Below are 18973 nucleotides of genomic sequence, written 5' to 3'. Positions count from 1 at the left end.
TTCAGCACCTGACTTTTCAAGCCACTCTTTCATGATGGTGTCGCCCACTTTTTTCATGTCGGCTTTGAGCTGGGCAGAGGGCGGCGCAATCGTCATGCCGTTGGCCTTGAGGATTTCCAAGGTGCTGGTGTTGACCTTGCGAGATTCGGTCCAGCCCCGGGTTTCAGCCTCTGCAGCGGCTTTGAGCACGGCGTCTTGGGTGGCTTTGTCCAGCGCGTCGAAAGCCTTTTTGTTGGCAATCACCGCGTTCTTGGGCAACCAGGCTTGCACGTCGTAGTAGAACTTGAGGTGCTCAAACAGCTTGCTGTCTACGCCCGTAGCCCCTGATGTCATGGTGGATTCGACCACGCCCGTGGCCAAGGCCTGAGAGAACTCGGCCGCTTGCACCGTCACGGGCTGGGCGCCGACCAATTCAGCAATCTTGGCAGTGGTGGGGCTGTAAGCGCGCCACTTGATGCCCTTGAGGTCAGCCACGCTGTTGATCGGCTTCTTGCTGTAAATGCCCTGTGGGGGCCAGGCCACCGAGTACAAAAGCATCATGCCTTGCTCGGCCAGTTTTTTCTCCAGCAGCGGCTTTTGCGCTTTGTAGAGTTTCATGGACTCGTCGTAGCTGTCGGCCAGAAAGGGCAGACCATCGGCACCAAAGGGCTGCCATTCGTTTTGGAAGTTGACCAGCAAGATCTCGCCCAGCTGGGCCTGCCCGCCTTGAACGGCACGCTTGATTTCAGGTGCTTTGAAGAGGGACGCATTCGCGTGCACCGTGATCTTCAGCTTGCCCGCTGTGGCTTTGTCCACATCGGCTGCAAACTGGATCATGTTGACCGAGTGGAAGTTGGTGGCCGGGTAAGCGGCAGGCAGGTCCCATGTGGTTTGGGCCGACACGAAGCCGGAGACAGCGAGCAGACCAGCCAGCAGGCTGAGGTGAAGGGCGCGACGTTGCATGAGAACTCCTGTGAATGTGGAATGAACGGTCTAACAGGCCGTGCAAGAAAGGTGCCCGCTTGGCGCGCGCATCGGGTGCATCTGGCTGGGGTTCACTTTAAGCAAGTTGAGGCGTGGGTGTGATCGGTGTTTTCCCTTAATGTCAACAAATTGTTGGTAAATTGTCATCAACGGACATAAACTTTGAGTCCTCACTTGTCTGAACACCTCCAATGCCGCGCAAAAATTCAACTGCCATCGCGAACGCCAACCCCATCGTCTCTTCGGCCCATCTGGTCTCGCCTGACAGCGCCGAGATGAGCGAGTTCGAGTTCGGCCTGATCGTGGCGGGCAACGCGTTTCACCGCTGGATCATCCACTGCATGTCGGCGGCGGGCCTGAAGGATTTGACGCCGCTCGATGTGCTGGTGTTGCACCATGTGACGCACCGCGCCCGCGACAAGCGCCTGGCAGACATCTGTTTCATCATGAACATCGAAGACACGCATTTGGTGAATTACGCCCTGAAGAAGCTGCAAGGTTTGGGTGTGGTGATGTCGCAAAAGCATGGCAAAGAGGTCACCTATGCGGCGACCGACGCAGGGCGTGCTTATGTGCAGCGCTACCGTGACATCCGTGAGAGCTGCCTGATTGACGCCCTGAAAGCCGACGATGGCCTGAACCGCGACATTGGCGAGCTGGCTCGCTTGTTGCGCGTGCTTTCGGGCATGTACGACCAAGCTGCGCGTGCGGCGGCTTCTTTGTGAACCTGTTTTTTTGAATCCTGATTGTTGAGTGACTTATGCGCGAATCCACCATCACACCCGCTGGCAAAAACCGTTGGCAATTCTGGATCGACCGGGGCGGCACTTTCACCGATGTGGTCGGTCAGCGCCCTGATGGCATTTTGGTCACGCACAAGCTGCTGTCTGAAAACCCCGAGCAGTACCGAGATGCAGCGGTGGCGGGCATCCGACATTTGCTGGGCTTGAAGCCCGGCGAGCCGGTCACACCCGAACAAGTCGAGTGCGTGAAGATGGGCACCACGGTGGCCACCAATGCGTTGCTAGAGCGCAAAGGCGAGCCCACTTTGCTGGTCACCACGCAAGGGTTTGGCGACGCACTGCGCATCGCCTACCAAAACCGCCCGCGTTTGTTTGACCGCCAGATTGTGCTGCCCGAGTTGCTCTACAGCGCGGTGGTGGAGGCCCAAGAGCGCGTGACGGTGGATGGCAAGGTCTTGCAGCCCTTGGATGAGGCGCATTTGCGCACCCAATTGAAGCATTCGCACCAGCAAGGTGTGCGCTCGGTGGCCATTGTGTTCATGCACGGCTGGCGGCACACGGCGCACGAGTTAGCTGCTGCCCGTTTGGCGCGTGAGGTGGGCTTCACACAGGTCAGCACCTCACACCAGACCAGCCCGATGATGAAGCTGGTCAGCCGGGGCGACACCACCGTGGTCGATGCCTACCTGTCCCCGATTTTGGGGCGCTATGTGAACCAGGTTGCCCTTGAGATGCCTGGCGTGAAGCTGATGTTCATGCAGTCGTCAGGTGGCCTAACGGACGCGCAGGTGTTTGCGGGCAAGGACGCGATTTTGAGTGGCCCGGCGGGCGGCATTGTGGGCATGGCCCGCACGGCGCAGTTGGCGGGGCACGACAAGGTGATTGGTTTTGACATGGGCGGCACGTCCACCGATGTGTCGCACTTTGCCGGACAGTTTGAGCGCGAGTTTGAAACCCAGGTGGCTGGGGTGCGCATGCGTGCACCCATGATGAGCATCCACACCGTGGCCGCTGGTGGCGGATCCTTGCTGGCCTATGACGGTGCGCGCTTTCGGGTGGGGCCGCAAAGCGCGGGGGCCAATCCTGGGCCCGCCAGTTACCGCCGCGGGGGTCCACTCGCCGTGACCGATGCGAACGTGATGGTGGGCAAGGTGCAGCCGAGTTTTTTCCCTTCGGTGTTCGGGCCGCAAGCGAACCAGCCGCTGGACGCCGAGGTGGTGAAAGGCCATTTCGACCAACTGGCCATGCAAACCGGGCGTGCTGCCGAAGAGGTGGCGCACGGCTTCATCCAGATCGCTGTGCAACAGATGGCCAACGCGATCAAAAAAATATCGGTGGCGCGGGGTTACGACGTGACGCGTTACACCTTGCAGTGTTTTGGTGGGGCAGGAGGTCAACACGCTTGTCTGGTCGCCGATGCTTTGGGCATGTCGCAGGTGCTGGTGCACCCGCTGGCGGGTGTGTTGTCGGCCTATGGCATGGGCTTGGCCGACCAAAACGTGATGCGCGAAGAATCCATTGAGCGGCGTCTGGACGCTGCAGCCATGCCCCTCATGGCCATGCGCTTGCAGGCTTTGGGCGAGTCCACGCGCCAAGCCTTGCTGGCCCAGATGGGGCAAGCCAGCGATGCGGCCAACGCCCAGCGCATCGAGTTGCGCCAGCGTGTGCATTTGCGTTACGAAGGCACCGACTCTGCATTGGTGGTGCCTTGGGGCGATCAGGCCCAATTGGTGGCGGGGTTTGAGGCCGCGTATCGCCAGCGATTTGCTTTCCTGATGCAGGGCAAGGCCTTGGTGGCCGAGGCCGTGTCGGTGGAGGCGGTGCTGCCCGGGGATGCGCCTGAAGAAGCCGTGTTGGCCGTGCACCCGCAACGCGATGTGCCGCGCCGCGACACCGTCAAGGTCTATGCCGCCAATGCCCTGGGCGTGGCCCAGTGGCAAGACGCTGCACTGGTCGTGCGCGAAGACATGCGCCCAGGCGACGTGATCGACGGCCCAGCCATCATTGCCGAGAAGAACGCCACCACCGTGGTCGAGCCCGGCTGGCAAGCGCGCTTGACGGAGCTGGACCATTTGCTGCTGCTGCGTGTGCACGCCAGAGCGGTGCAGTACGCGGCAGGCACGCAGGCCGATCCGGTGCTGCTGGAGGTGTTCAACAACCTGTTCATGAACATCGCTGAGCAAATGGGGCTGCAACTGCAAAACACGGCCTACTCGGTCAACATCAAGGAGCGGCTGGATTTTTCGTGTGCCTTGTTCAGCGCCGAGGGCCAGTTGATTGCCAATGCGCCACACATGCCGGTGCATTTGGGCTCCATGGGCGAGAGCATTCAGACCGTCATTCAAGAAAACAAGGGCCGCATGCAGCCAGGCGATGTGTTTGTGCTGAACGACCCCTACCATGGCGGCACGCATTTGCCCGACATCACGGTGATCACGCCGGTGTATTTAGAAGGGCAGACCGATCCGGTGTTTTACGTCGGCTCCCGTGGACACCATGCCGATGTGGGGGGCTTGACGCCCGGCTCCATGCCCCCGTTTTCCACACGCATCGAAGAAGAGGGTGTACAGATCAACAACGTTAAGCTGGTCGAAGCGGGCCATTTGCGCGAGGCCGAGATGGTGGCTCTGTTGCAAAGCGGCGAATACCCTTCACGCAACCCCGCACAAAACATGGCCGACCTGAAGGCGCAGATCGCCGCCAACGAAAAGGGCGTGCAGGAGCTGCGCCGCATGGTGGCGCAGTTTGGCTTGGAGGTGGTGCAGGCCTACATGCGCCATGTGCAAGACAACGCTGAGGAATCGGTGCGCCGCGTCATCACGCGCCTCAAAGACGGGCAATTCACTTTACCGCTGGACAATGGGGCGCAGATCCTTGTGGCGGTGCGGGTGAATGCTGACCAGCGCACGGCCGAAATCGACTTCACTGGCTCCAGTGCCCAGCTGCCCAACAACTTCAACGCCCCCCGTGCGGTGTGCATGGCAGCCGTCCTGTACGTGTTCCGCAGCCTGGTGGAGGACGATATTCCGCTGAACGCCGGTTGCTTGAAGCCGCTCAAGGTCATCATTCCCCAGGGCTCCATGCTCAACCCCAACCCACCGGCTTCGGTGGTGGCGGGCAATGTGGAAACCTCGACCTGCATCACCAACGCCCTGTTGGGTGCTTTGGGCGTGATGGCAGGCAGCCAACCGACCATGAACAACTTCACCTTTGGCAATGCGCGGGTGCAGTACTACGAAACCATTTCGGGGGGCAGCGGCGCGGGCGGTCGCTACGACGCGCAGGGCCAGTTGGTGGGCGGTTTTGAAGGCACTTCGGTGGTGCAAACCCACATGACCAATTCGCGCCTGACCGACCCCGAGGTGCTGGAGTTCCGCTTTCCCGTGCGACTCGAGAGTTACGCGATACGCCAAGGCTCAGGCGGCGCGGGGCGTTGGCAGGGTGGTGATGGCGGTGTGCGGCGTGTGCGTTTTCTGGAACCGATGACGGCCGGCATTTTGTCCAACGGTCGCATCCATCCGGCCTTTGGCATGGCAGGCGGGCACAGTGGCTTGCCGGGCATCAACCGCGTGGTGCGCAGCGATGGTCGCGTCGAGGAATTGGCGCACATTGGCCAGGTCGAGATGCAGGCGGGTGATGTGTTCGAGATTCACACGCCTGGTGGTGGTGGATTTGGCCCACCGTCAATCGACAGGGGGTCAGTGGGGTGATTCCGGGTTTTTGGGGCGGGGCATGGGCGCTTGGCCATACGCTTGACCCTGCACCCGAACCCCCTGTTCGGACAAACTGGCGGCTTTTTTGGGGCCGACGCCTTTGATGCGTTGCATCACGTCCGGCCAATCTCGGAATGGGGTTTTCTGGCGCTCTTGCATCACTTGTCGCGTCATGGCCGGGCCAAAGCCTTTCAGGCCATCAAGCTCAATTTCCGAGGCCTTGTTCAGGTCCACTTGGGCCCAAGCGGCCTGGGCTACCAGGGTGATGATGGTGCCTGCGATGGCGATCTTTGGGATCATCTTGACCTCTCCTTATGCAGGGCTGCAGAGTTTTGCAGCCGTTCGCATTGTGGTCACCGATGACCCAGCGCCGTAAGCGCTTGGTCGCGGCACTTGCAACCAGTTGTTTCAAATGGGCTTCACAACTCTTCGATGCGGCGGGGAGGGTAACTGTCCCAGGCTTGGCACCCGGGGCAATGCCAGAAATGCTCTTTGGCTTCAAACCCACAGGCTGCGCAGCGGTAACGCGCCAAAGGCCTGATGGCTTGCTCCAAGGCTTTGTGGACTGGTGCTGGCATGGCCGCTGTCTTGGGGTTGTCATAGGATAACCAGCGGGCAGCGGCCATCAAGGACGTGTGTTGACCCAGATGGTCCAGGTAGCGCTGTTGGGTGGCCGTTGTGTCCTCTGAGGCGTTGGCGGCGAGGGCGGTGATGGCATCCAGCACATCGATGCCGGGTTGTTTGTCGTAATGCTTTTGCAAGAGTTGCAGCGCTTGGTCGCCCAGGGCGGCCGCTTGAGCGGCTTTGACCAAGCTGGGCGCTGCCAAGGTTGCTGCTGCATCGGCGCGTTCGAACAAAACCGACAAAGTCGCAAAGGCCTGTGCGGCTCGACCTTGGGACAACTGCAGTTGCCCCAACAAAATACGCGGCCTCACGGCTTCGGGGGTGGTTTGAAGGGCCGTGTGGAGCAACTGCACGGCTTGGGGTATGTCGCCTTGCTGCACGGCTTCGCGCGCTTGCTCGCATTGGTAATGCGTCAAACGCATCTCGAAATTGGCTTCGCCCGACTTTTCCAAAAGTTGGGCCACTTGAGTGGCTTCGGGCCATTCGCGTGATCGCTCGTAAATCCCCAGTCGCGCCAACCGGGCCTGACCTTCGTAAGTGCTGCCCTCGAGTTTGCGCAGGGCTTCTTCAGCGCGGTCCAGCAAACCGGCTTTCAAGAAGTCGAGTGCCAAACCGTGCTGGGCACGTTGCCGATCGGCACTGCTCAAGTCAGCTCGGGACAGCAGGTGCTCATGAACGCGCACCGCCCGGTCGTACTCGCCCCGGCGACGGAACAAATTGCCCAGTGCGAAATGCAGCTCAGACGTGTCTGGGTCGTTTTGCACGGCCTCAATGAAGGCGTCAATGGCTTGGTCTTGCTGCTCATTGAGCAGGTAATTGAGTCCTTTGAAATAGGCCCGTGGCGCTTGACGGTTGGCGATGCGCATTTGGCGCAGGTCCAGTCGCGAGGCGATCCAGCCCAGCGCAAAAGCAGCGGGAAGACCCACCAATATCCAGGTCAGGTCAAGTTCCATGGGGCTTCTCTGCTTCGGGGGGGGGCTCTGTTGGGGCGGACGTGTTCATCTTGAGCGCCTGGCGGTGTCGCCACCAACGCGGCACCATGCCCAAAACGCCCACGGCGACGCCCAACCCGAACGCACAAAGCACCACCAAAACAGTGGGCGCTGCCCAAAAGGTGCCGAAAAAGAAATTGACACGGGTCTCTTGCTGGTTGTTCAGCGCAAAAGCAAACAGTGTGAAAAAGACAGCGGCTTTCAGTAGCCACTGAAGCAGCCGAAGCAGACGTTTCATGGAAGACCTCGGAATCAAGGCCCATTCTAACGGCCCGATTTACCTCACAGTAGCCCACTGGGTGTGAAGGCACACCTTCATGTTGCTTGTTGCGAAGCCAGCTCGACGGCCTAGGCCTTGCCGGGGTCCTTGGCTTGGCTGGCGGTGCCTGCGTCGACCGCTTCGCGCAAAGCTTTGCCGGGTTTGAAGTGGGGAACCCGTTTTTCTGGAATCTGAACGCTTTCGCCAGACCGGGGGTTGCGGCCAACACGGGGTGGGCGGCGGTTGATTGAAAAGCTGCCAAAGCCACGGATCTCGATGCGATGGCCTTTGACCAGCGCGTCGCTCATGGCGTCGAGCACCGTTTTGACGGCCAGTTCGGCGTCACGGTGGGTCAGCTGGGCAAAACGGGCGGCGAGTTCTTCAACCAGATCGGAGCGGGTCATGGGGTCACTTTGTTGTTCATGCGACTTGCAGGTGCCGGGTACCGGTTTGAAAAAAGCCTGTCCCCATGAAAGGGGCAGGCTTTTCAGACAGCAAGCGTCCTCAGATCCAAAAGATCAGTTGTTGTCCAACTTGGCACGCAACAATGCGCCCAAGCTGGTGGTGCCGGCGTTTTCACGCGAAGACTGCTGCGACAAGGAAGCCATGGCTTCTTGTTGGTCCACAGCGTCCTTGGCTTTGATCGACAACTGGATGTTGCGGGTCTTGCGGTCCACGTTCACCACCACAGCGGTCACTTCGTCGCCAACTTTCAACACGTGGCTGGCGTCTTCGACGCGGTCACGCGAAATTTCGCTGACGCGCAGGTAGCCAATGATGTCTTCGCCCAGATCGATCTCTGCACCCTTGGCATCCACGGTCTTGACCTTGCCGGTAACGGTTTGGCCTTTGTCGTTGATCGACACGAATGTGGTGAAAGGATCGGAATCGAGTTGTTTGATGCCCAAGCTGATGCGCTCGCGGTCCACGTCCACAGCCAAGACCAAGGCCTCGACTTCTTGACCCTTCTTGAATTCGCGCACGGCGTTTTCGCCAGTCTCGTTCCAAGACAAGTCAGACAGGTGCACCAAACCGTCGATGCCGGCAGCCAAGCCCACGAACACGCCGAAGTCGGTGATCGACTTGATGGGGCCCTTGACGCGGTCGCCGCGCTTGGTGTTTTGAGCAAACTCTTGCCATGGGTTGGCACGGCACTGCTTCATGCCCAAGCTGATGCGGCGCTTGTCTTCGTCGATCTCCAGGACCATGACTTCGACTTCGTCGCCCAAGGCCACGATTTTGGAAGGGGCCACGTTCTTGTTGGTCCAGTCCATTTCAGACACGTGCACCAAGCCTTCGATGCCGGGTTCGAGTTCCACAAACGCGCCGTAGTCGGCGATGTTGGTGATCTTGCCAAACATGCGGGTGCTTTGTGGGTAGCGGCGGTTGACGCCCATCCAGGGGTCGTCGCCCATTTGCTTCAGACCCAAGGACACGCGGTTTTTCTCGGTGTCGAACTTGAGGATCTTGGCGGTGATTTCTTGACCGGCCGTGACCACTTCGGAAGGGTGACGGACACGGCGCCAGGCCATGTCGGTGATGTGTAGCAAGCCGTCGATGCCGCCCAAGTCCACAAACGCACCGTATTCGGTGATGTTCTTGACCACACCGTGAACGATGGAGCCTTCGCGCAATGTTTCCATCAGCTTGGCGCGCTCTTCGCCCATGGACGCTTCCACCACAGCGCGGCGTGACAACACGACGTTGTTGCGCTTGCGGTCGAGCTTGATGACCTTGAATTCCAGGGTCTTATTCTCGTAGGGAGACAGGTCTTTGGTGGGACGTGTGTCGACCAAAGAGCCGGGCAAGAAAGCGCGGATGCCGTTGACCAACACGGTCAGGCCACCCTTGACTTTGCCGCTGGTCACGCCAGTGACGAACTCGCCAGATTCCAGGGCTTTTTCCAGAGACATCCAAGAGGCCAAACGCTTGGCGGTGTCGCGGGACAAGATGGTGTCGCCGTAGCCGTTTTCGATGGAGCCGATGGCCACCGAGACAAAGTCGCCGACCTGAACTTCGATTTCACCTTGGTCGTTCTTGAACTCTTCGAGGGGCACGTAGGACTCGGACTTGAGACCGGCGTTGACCACAACGAAGTTGTGCTCGATGCGCACGACTTCAGCGGTGATGACTTCACCTGGGCGCATTTCGGTGCGCGTCAGTGATTCTTCGAACAGGGCGGCAAATGATTCAGACATGGTGTTTCCTCATCCACAAGTTCAGGACTGACGAGCGCGACATGCGTCGTTTCCAGGAGCTGACAGTGGCGATTGTTTTGCGGTGTGAGCCGCGGTTGGTTTGTCAAAACCACCTGGCCAGTGTGCAAGCTGCACGAAGAGAGCCGGGTGGAACTTCAAGTCAGCCTGCACAGGGCAGGCTGAGATGGCCGTTCACGGTCGGTTAACCGAAAACCTGCCGGCTTTGCCACCAGACCAACACCTGTTCCACCGAGGTGTCGATGGACAAGGACGAGTTGTCGAGTTGCAAAGCATCTTGTGCAGGCTTGAGGGGCGCCACGCTGCGGGACATGTCCCGGGCGTCGCGTGCTTCCAAGTCAGCACGAAGAGTGTTGATATTAGCCGAAAAACCCTTAAAAATCAACTGCTTATGACGTCTTTCAGCACGTTTGGCCGCGCTGGCGGTCAAGAATACCTTCAAAGGGGCGTTCGGGAAGATCACCGTGCCCATGTCGCGGCCATCGGCCAAGAGGCCCGGCAAACGCTGAAAACTGTGTTGCAAGTCGACCAGCGCCTTGCGCACAGCAGGCAGCACCGAGACTTTGGAGGCGTTCATACCGCCTTGTTCGCTGCGGATGGCATCGGTCACATCGACATTGCTGAGCAGTACTTGCTCGCCTTCAAAGCGCACCGGCAGACTGCGGGCCAGCTCGGCAATCGCAGCTTCATCGGCGGCTTCCAACGTGAGGCCTGCTAGCAAAGCGGCATGGGCCGTGACGCGGTAGAGCGCACCCGAATCGAGGTAGTGGTAACCGAGCTGCGCAGCCACCCGGCTGGCCAGGGTGCCTTTACCCGAAGCTGTGGGGCCGTCGATGCAGATCACCGGGATGTTCTGGGCCGTGGCATGTGCCACCGAGAAGAGGGCCTCAAAGTAATCGGGGAAGGTTTTGGCGACGCACTTAGGGTCTTCGATGCGCACAGGCACTTGGTCTGCGTTGAAGGCCGCGAGCGAAAAGCACATGGCCACGCGGTGGTCGTCGTAAGTGTGGATGCTGGCGCGTTGCCATTGGTTGGCCGGCAGTGGGTCAATGGTGATCCAGTCCGGACCTTCTTCGACGGTGGCGCCGAGTTTGCGGCTTTCGGTGGCCATGGCCACGATGCGGTCGGTTTCCTTGACGCGCCAGCTGGCGATGTTGCGCAGAGTCGTGGGGCCATCGGCATACAGGGCCATCACCGCCAGGGTCATGGCCGCGTCGGGGATGTGGTTGCAGTCGAGCGTGATGCCTTTGAGCGGCCAAGAGCCGCGCTGGATTTCTAGCCAGTTGGGCCCGCTGCTGATCTTCGCGCCCATCTGGGCCGCCGCATCCATGAAACGGATGTCGCCCTGGATCGAGTCGGCGCCCACGCCTTGGATGCGGATACCGTCGCCTTCGGCAATGGCCCCCAGCGCGATGAAGTAACTGGCCGATGATGCGTCGGCTTCGACGTGGATCGAGCCCGGCGACATGTAGCGGCTGCCGGCGGGAATGACAAAGCGCTCCCAGCCTTGGCGCTCGACGGCAATGCCATAGCGCGCCAGCAGGTTGAGCGTGATTTCAATGTAAGGCTTGCTGATGAGTTCACCCACCACCTCGATGGTGATGGCCCGGTCGTTGGCCGCCAGCGGCAAGGCCATCAACAAGGCGGTGAGGAACTGGCTGGAGACATCGCCGCGCACGGGGATGGGTTTGTCCAGTTGCAAGGTGGGTGTACCGATGCGAAGGGGTGGAAAGCCCTTGTTGCCCAGGTAGTCGATGGCGCAACCCAGTTCACGCAGCGCATCCACCAAGTCGCCGATCGGGCGCTCGTGCATGCGGGGCACGCCCTTGAGAATGAAGTCACCGCCCTGCACGGCCAGCGCAGCGGTGAGCGGGCGCATGGCGGTGCCTGCGTTGCCCATGAAAAACTCAACAGCCTCCGCGTGCCATGGGCGGCCACCCAGGCCGGTGATGGCCACCATGGTGCCTTGCGCCTCCACCCCGCAGCCAAGTTGGCGCAGCGCGGCCAGCATCACGCGGGTGTCGTCGGAGTCGAGCAGGTCGTGCACCACAGTGGTGCCTTGGCACAGCGCCGAGAGCAGCAACACCCGGTTGGAGATGCTTTTGGAGCCGGGCAGTGTGACGGTGCCGGATGCGCCTTGCAGCGCAGGGAGGTCAAGGAAGGCGGTGGAGAACATGGGGTCAGTCTTCAGATGCGGTGTTGCAAGCATTGCCCGCTTGCAGCGTCCAAGCCGAGCGCACCCCGCTGGCTTGTTGAATCAGCTGTTGCAGTGCGTCGGTGTTGCCGGCAAGCAGGGCGTTTTCAAATTGGTCGAGCGCAGCGCGCAGGTGCACCATTTGTCTGAGGACTTCCGCCTTGTTGGCGTTCAGGATGTCGCGCCAAACGGCCGGGTCACTGGCGGCGATGCGTGAGAAGTCCCGAAAACCCGGACCCGCCATGTCCAGAAACACGGCACTTTGCTGCTGTGCGGCGATGGCATTGACCGTGGCAAAGGCCAGCAGGTGGGGCAGGTGGCTCACGGCTGCAAACGTGGCGTCATGTGCCTCGGCTGTCATGTGGCTCACATGGCTGCCGATGTGGGTCCACACAGCGTGCGCCATTTGGATGTGGCGGAGGCTGTTTTGCGGCAGGGGCGTGAGGATGGTGCGGCGGTCTTGGTAGAGCGTGGCCTCGGCGTGCTCAATGCCGGCCACTTCTTTGCCCGCAATCGGGTGGGCCGGCACAAAACAACCCAAACGTTCGCCCAAGGTGGCTTTTGCCGCCTCGATCACATCGGACTTGGTCGATCCCACATCCATCAGCAAAGCGTTGGGCTGCAAGTTATCGCGCATGGCAGCAAAGCTGCTGTGCATGGCGCCCACGGGGACCGCCAGAAGCACCAAGTCGGCGCCTTGTACGGCCTCTGCCACGCTGGTGCAGGCCTGGTCGATGACTTGGAGTTCAACCGCGCGTTGACGGGTTTTTTCGGAGGCGCTGAAGCCGGTGATGTGCTGCACAAGTCCTGCTTCGCGCAGCGCAAGTGCAAACGAGCCGCCCATCAGGCCGCAGCCAATCAGGGCCAGGCGTTGTAACTTCACCGCACGCTCACTCTGGCACGGGGTAAGAACCCAGCACCTTGTAGAACGCGCAAAGGCCTTGCAACTCTTGCAGGGCAGCGGCCACATGCGGCTCGCTAATGTGGCCTTGCAGGTCAATGTAGAAATAATATTCCCACTGGCCCGATTTGGCCGGGCGCGACTCAAAGCGCGTCATCGACACGCCGTTGTTTTTGAGCGGCACCAACAAATCGTGTACCGCACCTGGGCGGTTGGGCACCGACACCACCAAGCTGGTGCAATCCTTGCCCGAGGCGGGTGGGGTGGCCAGGGTTTGGGGCAAGGTGATCACGGCAAAGCGGGTGCGGTTGAAGGCTTCGTCCTGAATGGCGTGGTGCACGATGTGCAAGCCAAATTGGCTGGCGGCGCGTTCGCTGGCCAAAGCCGCCCAAGAAGGGTTGGTGGCCGCCAGACGGGCGCCTTCGGCGTTGCTCGACACGGCGCGTCGTTCCACATGCGGCAAGTGTTTAGACAGCCATCCCTGGCACTGGGCCAGCGCCTGGGGGTGCGCCATCACCACCTCGATACCGGCATCAGAATTGAGTTGGCGCAACACATGGAATCGCACTTGCAAGCTGACCTCGCCCACCACATGCACCGGCGAGCGCAAGAACAAATCAAGCGATCGGGCCACCACGCCTTCGGTGGAATTTTCCATACCGACCACGCCGTACTGGGCCGTCCCCGCAGCCGTGGCATGAAAAACTTCGTCGAAGTTGGCGCAGTAAATCAGGTTGGCCGCACTGCCAAAAAATTCAATCGCCGCTTGCTCGCAAAACGTGCCCTGGGGACCCAGCACCGCCACGCGTTGCGGCGCTTCGAGCGCCAGACAAGCCGACATGATCTCGCGCCAAATGGACGCAACGTGTTCGTTTTTCAGCGGGCCGGGGTTGGCATGGGTGATTTTGTCGATGACCTGGGCTACGCGGTCGGGGCGAAAAAACGGTGAACCTTCGGCGCGTTTGATCTCGCCCACTTGTTCGGCAACATGGGCACGCTGGTTGAGCAGGCTCAGCAGTTGTTTGTCGAGGGCGTCGATTTGAACGCGCAATGCACCCAAGGCGTCCGACTGAATGGGGTGTTGGCTCATGGTGTCTGGGCTTATGCCTGTGTTTTTTCAAATTCGCGCATGTAGGCCACCAAGGCCTGAACGCCTTCGAGCGGCATGGCGTTGTAAATGCTGGCCCGCATACCGCCCACCGATTTGTGCCCCTTGAGTTGCAACAAGTTGGCGGTTTTGGCCCCATCCAAGAAAGCCTCGTTGCGAGATTCGTCACGCAAAAAGAAAGGCACGTTCATGCGCGAGCGGCAGTCTTTGGCGACGTGGTTCACGTACAGGCTGGAATTGTCGAGAAAGTCGTACAGGAATTGCGCCTTGGCGATGTTGCGTTGCTCCATGGCGGCGATTCCGCCACGTTGTTTGAGCCACTGGAACACCAAGCCTGCCATGTAAATGCTGTAAGTGGGTGGGGTGTTGTACATGGACTGGTTGTCGGCCACCAACTTGTAATCGAAAGCGCTGGGGCAATGGGGCAGGGCATGGCCGATCAGGTCTTCGCGCACGATGACCAAGGTGAGACCTGCTGGCCCCAAATTCTTTTGTGCGCCACCAAAGGCCAGGCCCACGCGGGACCAGTCCACAGGGCGCGAGGCCACATGGGATGAAAAGTCCACCACCAAAGGGGCATCACAGCCCAGGGCTTGGAGGTCCGGCAGTTCGTGGAACTCCACGCCGTGGATGGTTTCGTTGCTGCAGATGTGCACGTATCGGCTGTCCGCGCCAATTTTCCAAGTGGCGGGCGATGGCATGCTGGTGAAGCCATCGGTTTGAGAAGTGGCGGCCACGCGGGCTTGCCCGTATTTCTCGGCTTCTTTGAGTGATTTTTGACTCCAACTGCCCGTGATCACAAAGTCCATGGCTCCACCTTGCGAGAGGTTCAAAGGCACGATGGCGTTTTCGGCCAAGCCTCCGCCTTGCATGAACAAGATTTTGAAGTGGGAGGGCACGGCCAACAGCTCGCGCAGGTCAGACTCGGTTTGTTCATAAATGCCGATGAACTCTTTGCCTCGGTGGCTCATTTCCATCACGCTCATCCCTGAGCCGTGCCAGTCCAGCATCTCCAATGCTGCTTGCTGCAGCACGGCTTCGGGCATGACGGCGGGACCCGCCGAGAAGTTGAATGCGCGCCCCATCACTTATTCCGTTCCAGGTGCGCTGTCGTCCGAAGCCGTTTCGCTGTCGCCTTCGTTGGCATTCGCATCGTTTTCCACAATGCGTTGCAATCCGGACAGCTTGGCGTCTTCGTCCAGGCCGATGAGCGTCACGCCTTGTGTGGCGCGACCCAACTCGCGGATTTCGGACACGCGTGTGCGCACCAGAACGCCCGTATCGGTGATGAGCATGATCTCGTCGTCAGCGTGTACCAAGGTGGCGGCCACCACTTTGCCGTTGCGCTCGGATTGCTGGATGGCGATCATGCCCTTGGTGCCACGACCGTGGCGCGTGTATTCGGTGATGCTGGTGCGTTTGCCGTAGCCGTTTTCTGTGGCAGTCAGCACGCTGGCGCGGGCTTTGGCCTCCTCGGCAGGTGTGTCGGGGTTTTCTTGTTCCGACACCAGCATGGCGATCACACTTTGGTGGTCTTCGATCATCATGCCGCGCACGCCGCGTGCACTGCGACCCAGCGGACGCACATCGTTTTCGTCAAAGCGCACGGCCTTGCCGCCGTCGCTGAACAGCATCACGTCGTGCTGGCCGTCGGTGAGTGCTGCACCAATCAAAAAGTCGCCTTCGTCCAGATTGACCGCAATGATGCCGCCCTTGCGGGGGTTACTGAATTCGTCCAGCGACGTCTTCTTGACCGTGCCCATGGACGTGGCCATGAACACATACTGGTCTTCGGGGAAAGTACGAGCTTGGCCGGTCAGGGCCAGCACCACATTGATTTTTTCGCCTTCTTGCAGCGGGAACATGTTGACGATCGGGCGGCCGCGTGAGCCGCGAGAGCCGGCGGGTACCTCCCAGACCTTGAGCCAATAAAGGCGCCCACGGTTGGAAAAGCACAGCAGGTAGTCGTGCGTGTTGGCAATGAAAAGCTGGTCGATCCAATCGTCTTCCTTGGTGACAGCGGCTTGTTTGCCCCGACCACCACGTTTTTGCGAACGGTATTCAGACAGGGGTTGGCTCTTGATGTAGCCGCTGTGGGACAAGGTCACCACCATGTCGGTCGGGGTGATCAGGTCTTCTGTGGACAGGTCTTGGGCGCTGTGCTCGATTTCGCTTCGGCGAGCGCCGATTTTGGTTTGGCCGAATTCCTGACGCACGGTACCCAGTTCGTCACCAATGATGGTCGAGACACGTTCGGGTTTGGCCAGAATGTCCAGCAGGTCTTCGATTTCGGACATGACCTCTTTGTACTCGGCCACGATCTTGTCTTGTTCCAGACCTGTCAGGCGCTGCAGACGCATCTGCAGAATTTCTTGGGCTTGGGTGTCGGACAAGCGGTACAAACCATCTTGTCCCAAACCGTACTCTCGCTCCAAGCCTTCTGGGCGGTAGTCGTCCGCATTGACCACCGAGCCATCGTCACGGGCACGGGTCAGCATGGTGCGCACCATCTGGCTGTCCCATGCGCGGGTCATCAACTCGGCTTTGGCCACAGGGGGCGTGGGCGCACCACGGATGATGGTGATGAAGTCGTCGATGTTGGCCAATGCCACGGCCAGGCCTTCGAGCACATGGCCACGGTCACGCGCTTTGCGCAACTCGAACACCGTGCGGCGGGTCACCACTTCGCGGCGGTGCTGCAAGAAGACCTGGATCAGGTCTTTCAGGTTGCACAGCTTGGGTTGGCCATCGATCAAGGCCACCATGTTCATGCCAAAGGTGTCTTGCAACTGGGTCTGCTTGTACAGGTTGTTCAACACCACCTCAGGCACCGCGCCACGCTTGAGCTCGATCACCAGGCGCATGCCCGATTTGTCGGACTCGTCCTGGATGTGGCTGATGTCCTCGATCTTCTTTTCATGCACCAACTCGGCCATGCGCTCTTGCAAAGTCTTCTTGTTGACTTGGTAGGGCAACTCATCGACCACGATGCACTGGCGCTGGCCTTTGTCGATGTCTTCAAAGTGGCATTTGGCCCGCATGACCACTCGGCCTCGACCTGTACGGTAGCCGTCTTTGACGCCCGTCATGCCGTAAATGATGGCGCCCGTGGGGAAGTCGGGCGCTGGCACGATTTCCATCAGTTCATCGATAGAGGCTTGCGGGTTGCGCAGCAAATGAAGGCAAGCGTCGACCACTTCGTTCAGGTTGTGCGGCGGGATATTGGTGGCCATGCCCACGGCGATACCGCCAGAGCCGTTGATCAGCAAATTGGGCAGGCGCGACGGTAAAACCAGGGGTTCCTTTTCCGAACCGTCGTAGTTCGGGCCAAACTCGACCGTGTCCTTGTCGATGTCGCCCAGCATTTCGTGGGCGATCTTGGCCAGGCGGATTTCGGTGTAACGCATGGCCGCGGCGTTGTCGCCGTCTACCGAGCCGAAGTTGCCTTGGCCATCCACCAGCATGTGGCGCATGGAAAAGTCCTGCGCCATGCGGACGATGGTGTCGTACACCGATTGGTCACCGTGCGGGTGGTATTTGCCGATCACGTCTCCGACGATACGGGCAGACTTCTTGTAAGGGCGGTTCCAGTCGTTGTTCAGTTCGTGCATGGCGAACAAGACTCGGCGGTGCACGGGTTTGAGGCCATCACGGGCATCTGGGAGTGCTCGGCCGACGATCACGCTCATGGCGTAATCGAGGTAGCTTCGCCGCATTTCCTCTTCCAGACTGATGGGCAGTGTTTCTTTGGCGAACTGTGTCATATATAGAGGGGGAAAAATGGGCGCTTGGAAATACGCATTTTAGTTGCAAGTGGGTGTCGCGTATACGCAACATTCACCACCCATCGAGCGACTTGTTGTCGCGTGTGTTCTTCGTTTAACGGACGGGTTTCACGTCTATGGCACAATAAAACCCAACGGATCAGGTGAAGGTCATCTGAAACGTATTTTTTTCGCAGCGAGTCTGCGGCTTTATCTCTCAAGAGGAAGACCATGAACAATCTCAACAAAGCAGCGATGTTGATTGCCTCCGCAGCTCTCGCAACAGCCGCCGGTGCCCAATCCGTTGACAACTGGCGCAACGCTTCTGGCGACGCTTGGAAAAATGGCACCAACGAACTGTGCTGGCGCGATGCCAACTGGACACCCGCAACAGCCGCTCCTGGTTGTGACGGTGCCATCGTTGCCCCTAAAGCTGCACCAGCGTCAGCACCAGCTGCACCAGCAGCACGTCCCGCCGCACCCGCACCCGCACCCGCAGCAGCACCTGCAGCAGCACCTGCACCCGCTGCAGCTGCACCACGTCCTGCTGCCCCACCACCTGCAGCAGCCACAAAAGTCACTTACGCTGCTGACGCGTTCTTTGACTTCGACAAGTCCGTTTTGAAAGCCGAAGGCAAAGCCAAGCTGGACGACCTGATCGGCAAAGTCAAAGGCATCAACTTGGAAGTCATCATCGCTGTGGGTCACACCGACTCCGTGGGCGTTGACGCTTACAACCAGAAGCTGTCTGTCAAGCGTTCTGACGCTGTAAAGGCTTACCTGGTGTCCAAGGGCATCGAGAAAAACCGCGTTTACACCGAAGGCAAAGGCGAGAAGCAGCCCGTTGCTGACAACAAAACCGCTGCTGGCCGTTCCAAGAACCGCCGCGTGGAAATCGAAGTGGTGGGCACACGCCCTAACTGATCCGGCTGAGATCACACCAAAAGCCCCAGCAATGGGGCTTTTTTTTGGCCGTCTGACCATGCCCTCGGACGTGTTCACCCACAATCAAGCCCATGAACACTCAAGCATCCAATGTCGATCCGGCCGAATTGGCCAAATTTTCAGATTTGGCCCACCGCTGGTGGGACCCTGAAAGTGAATTCAGGCCTTTGCACCAAATCAACCCACTGCGCCTGGAATGGATACACGGACTGGTGCCCTTGACCGGGTTGAAAGTTCTGGACGTCGGGTGTGGCGGGGGAATCTTGGCCGATGCCATGGCGCGCAAGGGGGCTCAGGTTTTGGGCATCGACTTGGCCACCAAGTCCCTCAAAGTGGCGCAACTGCACGCCTTGGAGGCGGGCACTCAAGGGGTGCAGTACCGTGAAGTCAGCGCTGAAACGCTGGCTCAGGAACAACCCGCGCAATTTGATGTGGTCACCTGCATGGAAATGCTCGAGCATGTGCCTGATCCGGCCTCCGTAGTGAAAGCCTGCTCGGCCATGGTCAAGCCAGGCGGCTGGGTGTTCTTTTCCACGCTCAACCGCAACCCC

General features: G+C 59.8%; 15 protein-coding genes. 4 read left to right on the top strand and 11 right to left on the bottom strand.

Features of this window, described 5'->3' with window-relative positions:
• A partial coding sequence (locus Q0O19_RS09210) for a TRAP transporter substrate-binding protein (protein ID WP_295522246.1) occupies positions 1–942 on the bottom strand: 942 nt, incomplete at its 3' end.
• 212 nt (positions 943–1154) lie between these two features.
• Between Q0O19_RS09210 and Q0O19_RS09205 the strand changes: the two genes are divergently transcribed.
• Together Q0O19_RS09205 and Q0O19_RS09200 are read left to right on the top strand one after the other, a co-directional pair.
• Positions 1155–1688 (top strand): winged helix DNA-binding protein, encoded by a 534-nt coding sequence (locus Q0O19_RS09205; RefSeq protein WP_108351965.1) that lies wholly within the window; start codon positions 1155–1157, stop codon positions 1686–1688.
• A 35-nt stretch (positions 1689–1723) separates the two neighbouring features.
• Positions 1724–5416: a hydantoinase B/oxoprolinase family protein gene (locus Q0O19_RS09200; RefSeq protein WP_295522243.1), complete on the top strand. Its 3693-nt coding sequence runs from the start codon at positions 1724–1726 to the stop codon at positions 5414–5416.
• Here Q0O19_RS09200 and Q0O19_RS09195 read toward each other — a convergent pair.
• The 10 genes from Q0O19_RS09195 to gyrA form a co-directional block, all read right to left on the bottom strand.
• Entirely contained in the window at positions 5405–5719 is a 315-nt protein-coding gene (locus tag Q0O19_RS09195) for a helix-hairpin-helix domain-containing protein (protein WP_295522241.1), read from the bottom strand. The two genes, Q0O19_RS09200 and Q0O19_RS09195, sit on opposite strands and share 12 nt — an antisense overlap.
• Positions 5720–5838: 119 nt before the next feature.
• Complete coding sequence (lapB, locus tag Q0O19_RS09190) at positions 5839–6996, bottom strand: lipopolysaccharide assembly protein LapB (protein ID WP_295522239.1); 1158 nt, start codon at positions 6994–6996, stop codon at positions 5839–5841.
• A complete protein-coding gene (locus Q0O19_RS09185) occupies positions 6986–7273 on the bottom strand; it encodes a lipopolysaccharide assembly LapA domain-containing protein (RefSeq protein WP_295522237.1) in 288 nt (95 codons plus the stop codon). Before Q0O19_RS09185 ends, lapB begins: the two co-directional genes overlap by 11 nt.
• Before the next feature lie 110 nt (positions 7274–7383).
• Positions 7384–7698, bottom strand: a complete 315-nt coding sequence (locus Q0O19_RS09180; protein ID WP_295522235.1) for an integration host factor subunit beta — start codon at positions 7696–7698, stop codon at positions 7384–7386.
• 114 nt (positions 7699–7812) lie between these two features.
• Complete coding sequence (gene rpsA, locus Q0O19_RS09175; protein ID WP_295522233.1) at positions 7813–9492, bottom strand: 30S ribosomal protein S1; 1680 nt, start codon at positions 9490–9492, stop codon at positions 7813–7815.
• Positions 9493–9694: 202 nt separating this feature from the next.
• Positions 9695–11686: a bifunctional 3-phosphoshikimate 1-carboxyvinyltransferase/cytidylate kinase gene (locus tag Q0O19_RS09170; RefSeq protein ID WP_295522231.1), complete on the bottom strand. Its 1992-nt coding sequence runs from the start codon at positions 11684–11686 to the stop codon at positions 9695–9697.
• 4 nt (positions 11687–11690) lie between these two features.
• Positions 11691–12587, bottom strand: coding sequence for a prephenate dehydrogenase/arogenate dehydrogenase family protein (locus Q0O19_RS09165; RefSeq protein WP_295522230.1), 897 nt, complete (start codon positions 12585–12587; stop codon positions 11691–11693).
• Positions 12588–12594: 7 nt separating this feature from the next.
• Positions 12595–13695 carry a prephenate dehydratase gene (gene pheA, locus Q0O19_RS09160; RefSeq protein ID WP_295522228.1) on the bottom strand — a complete coding sequence of 367 codons (1101 nt, stop codon included), beginning with the start codon at positions 13693–13695 and terminating at the stop codon, positions 12595–12597.
• An 11-nt stretch (positions 13696–13706) separates the two neighbouring features.
• Positions 13707–14798: a 3-phosphoserine/phosphohydroxythreonine transaminase gene (gene serC, locus Q0O19_RS09155; RefSeq protein WP_295522226.1), complete on the bottom strand. Its 1092-nt coding sequence runs from the start codon at positions 14796–14798 to the stop codon at positions 13707–13709.
• 3 nt (positions 14799–14801) lie between these two features.
• Positions 14802–17477, bottom strand: a complete 2676-nt coding sequence (gyrA, locus tag Q0O19_RS09150; protein ID WP_295522224.1) for a DNA gyrase subunit A — start codon at positions 17475–17477, stop codon at positions 14802–14804.
• A 231-nt stretch (positions 17478–17708) separates the two neighbouring features.
• On the opposite strand from gyrA, the gene ompA reads away from it, so the two are divergent.
• Positions 17709–18401: an outer membrane protein OmpA gene (ompA, locus tag Q0O19_RS09145; protein WP_295522222.1), complete on the top strand. Its 693-nt coding sequence runs from the start codon at positions 17709–17711 to the stop codon at positions 18399–18401.
• A 92-nt stretch (positions 18402–18493) separates the two neighbouring features.
• On the top strand, positions 18494–18973 hold a 480-nt coding region (gene ubiG, locus Q0O19_RS09140; protein WP_295522220.1), incomplete at its 3' end, for a bifunctional 2-polyprenyl-6-hydroxyphenol methylase/3-demethylubiquinol 3-O-methyltransferase UbiG.

The sequence above is a fragment of the Limnohabitans sp. Rim8 genome (genome assembly GCF_945869175.1).
Lineage (GTDB): Bacteria > Pseudomonadota > Gammaproteobacteria > Burkholderiales > Burkholderiaceae_C > Limnohabitans_A.
The sequence above is the reverse complement of the archived record's forward strand: the minus strand, read 5'-3'. Positions and strand labels throughout refer to the sequence as shown.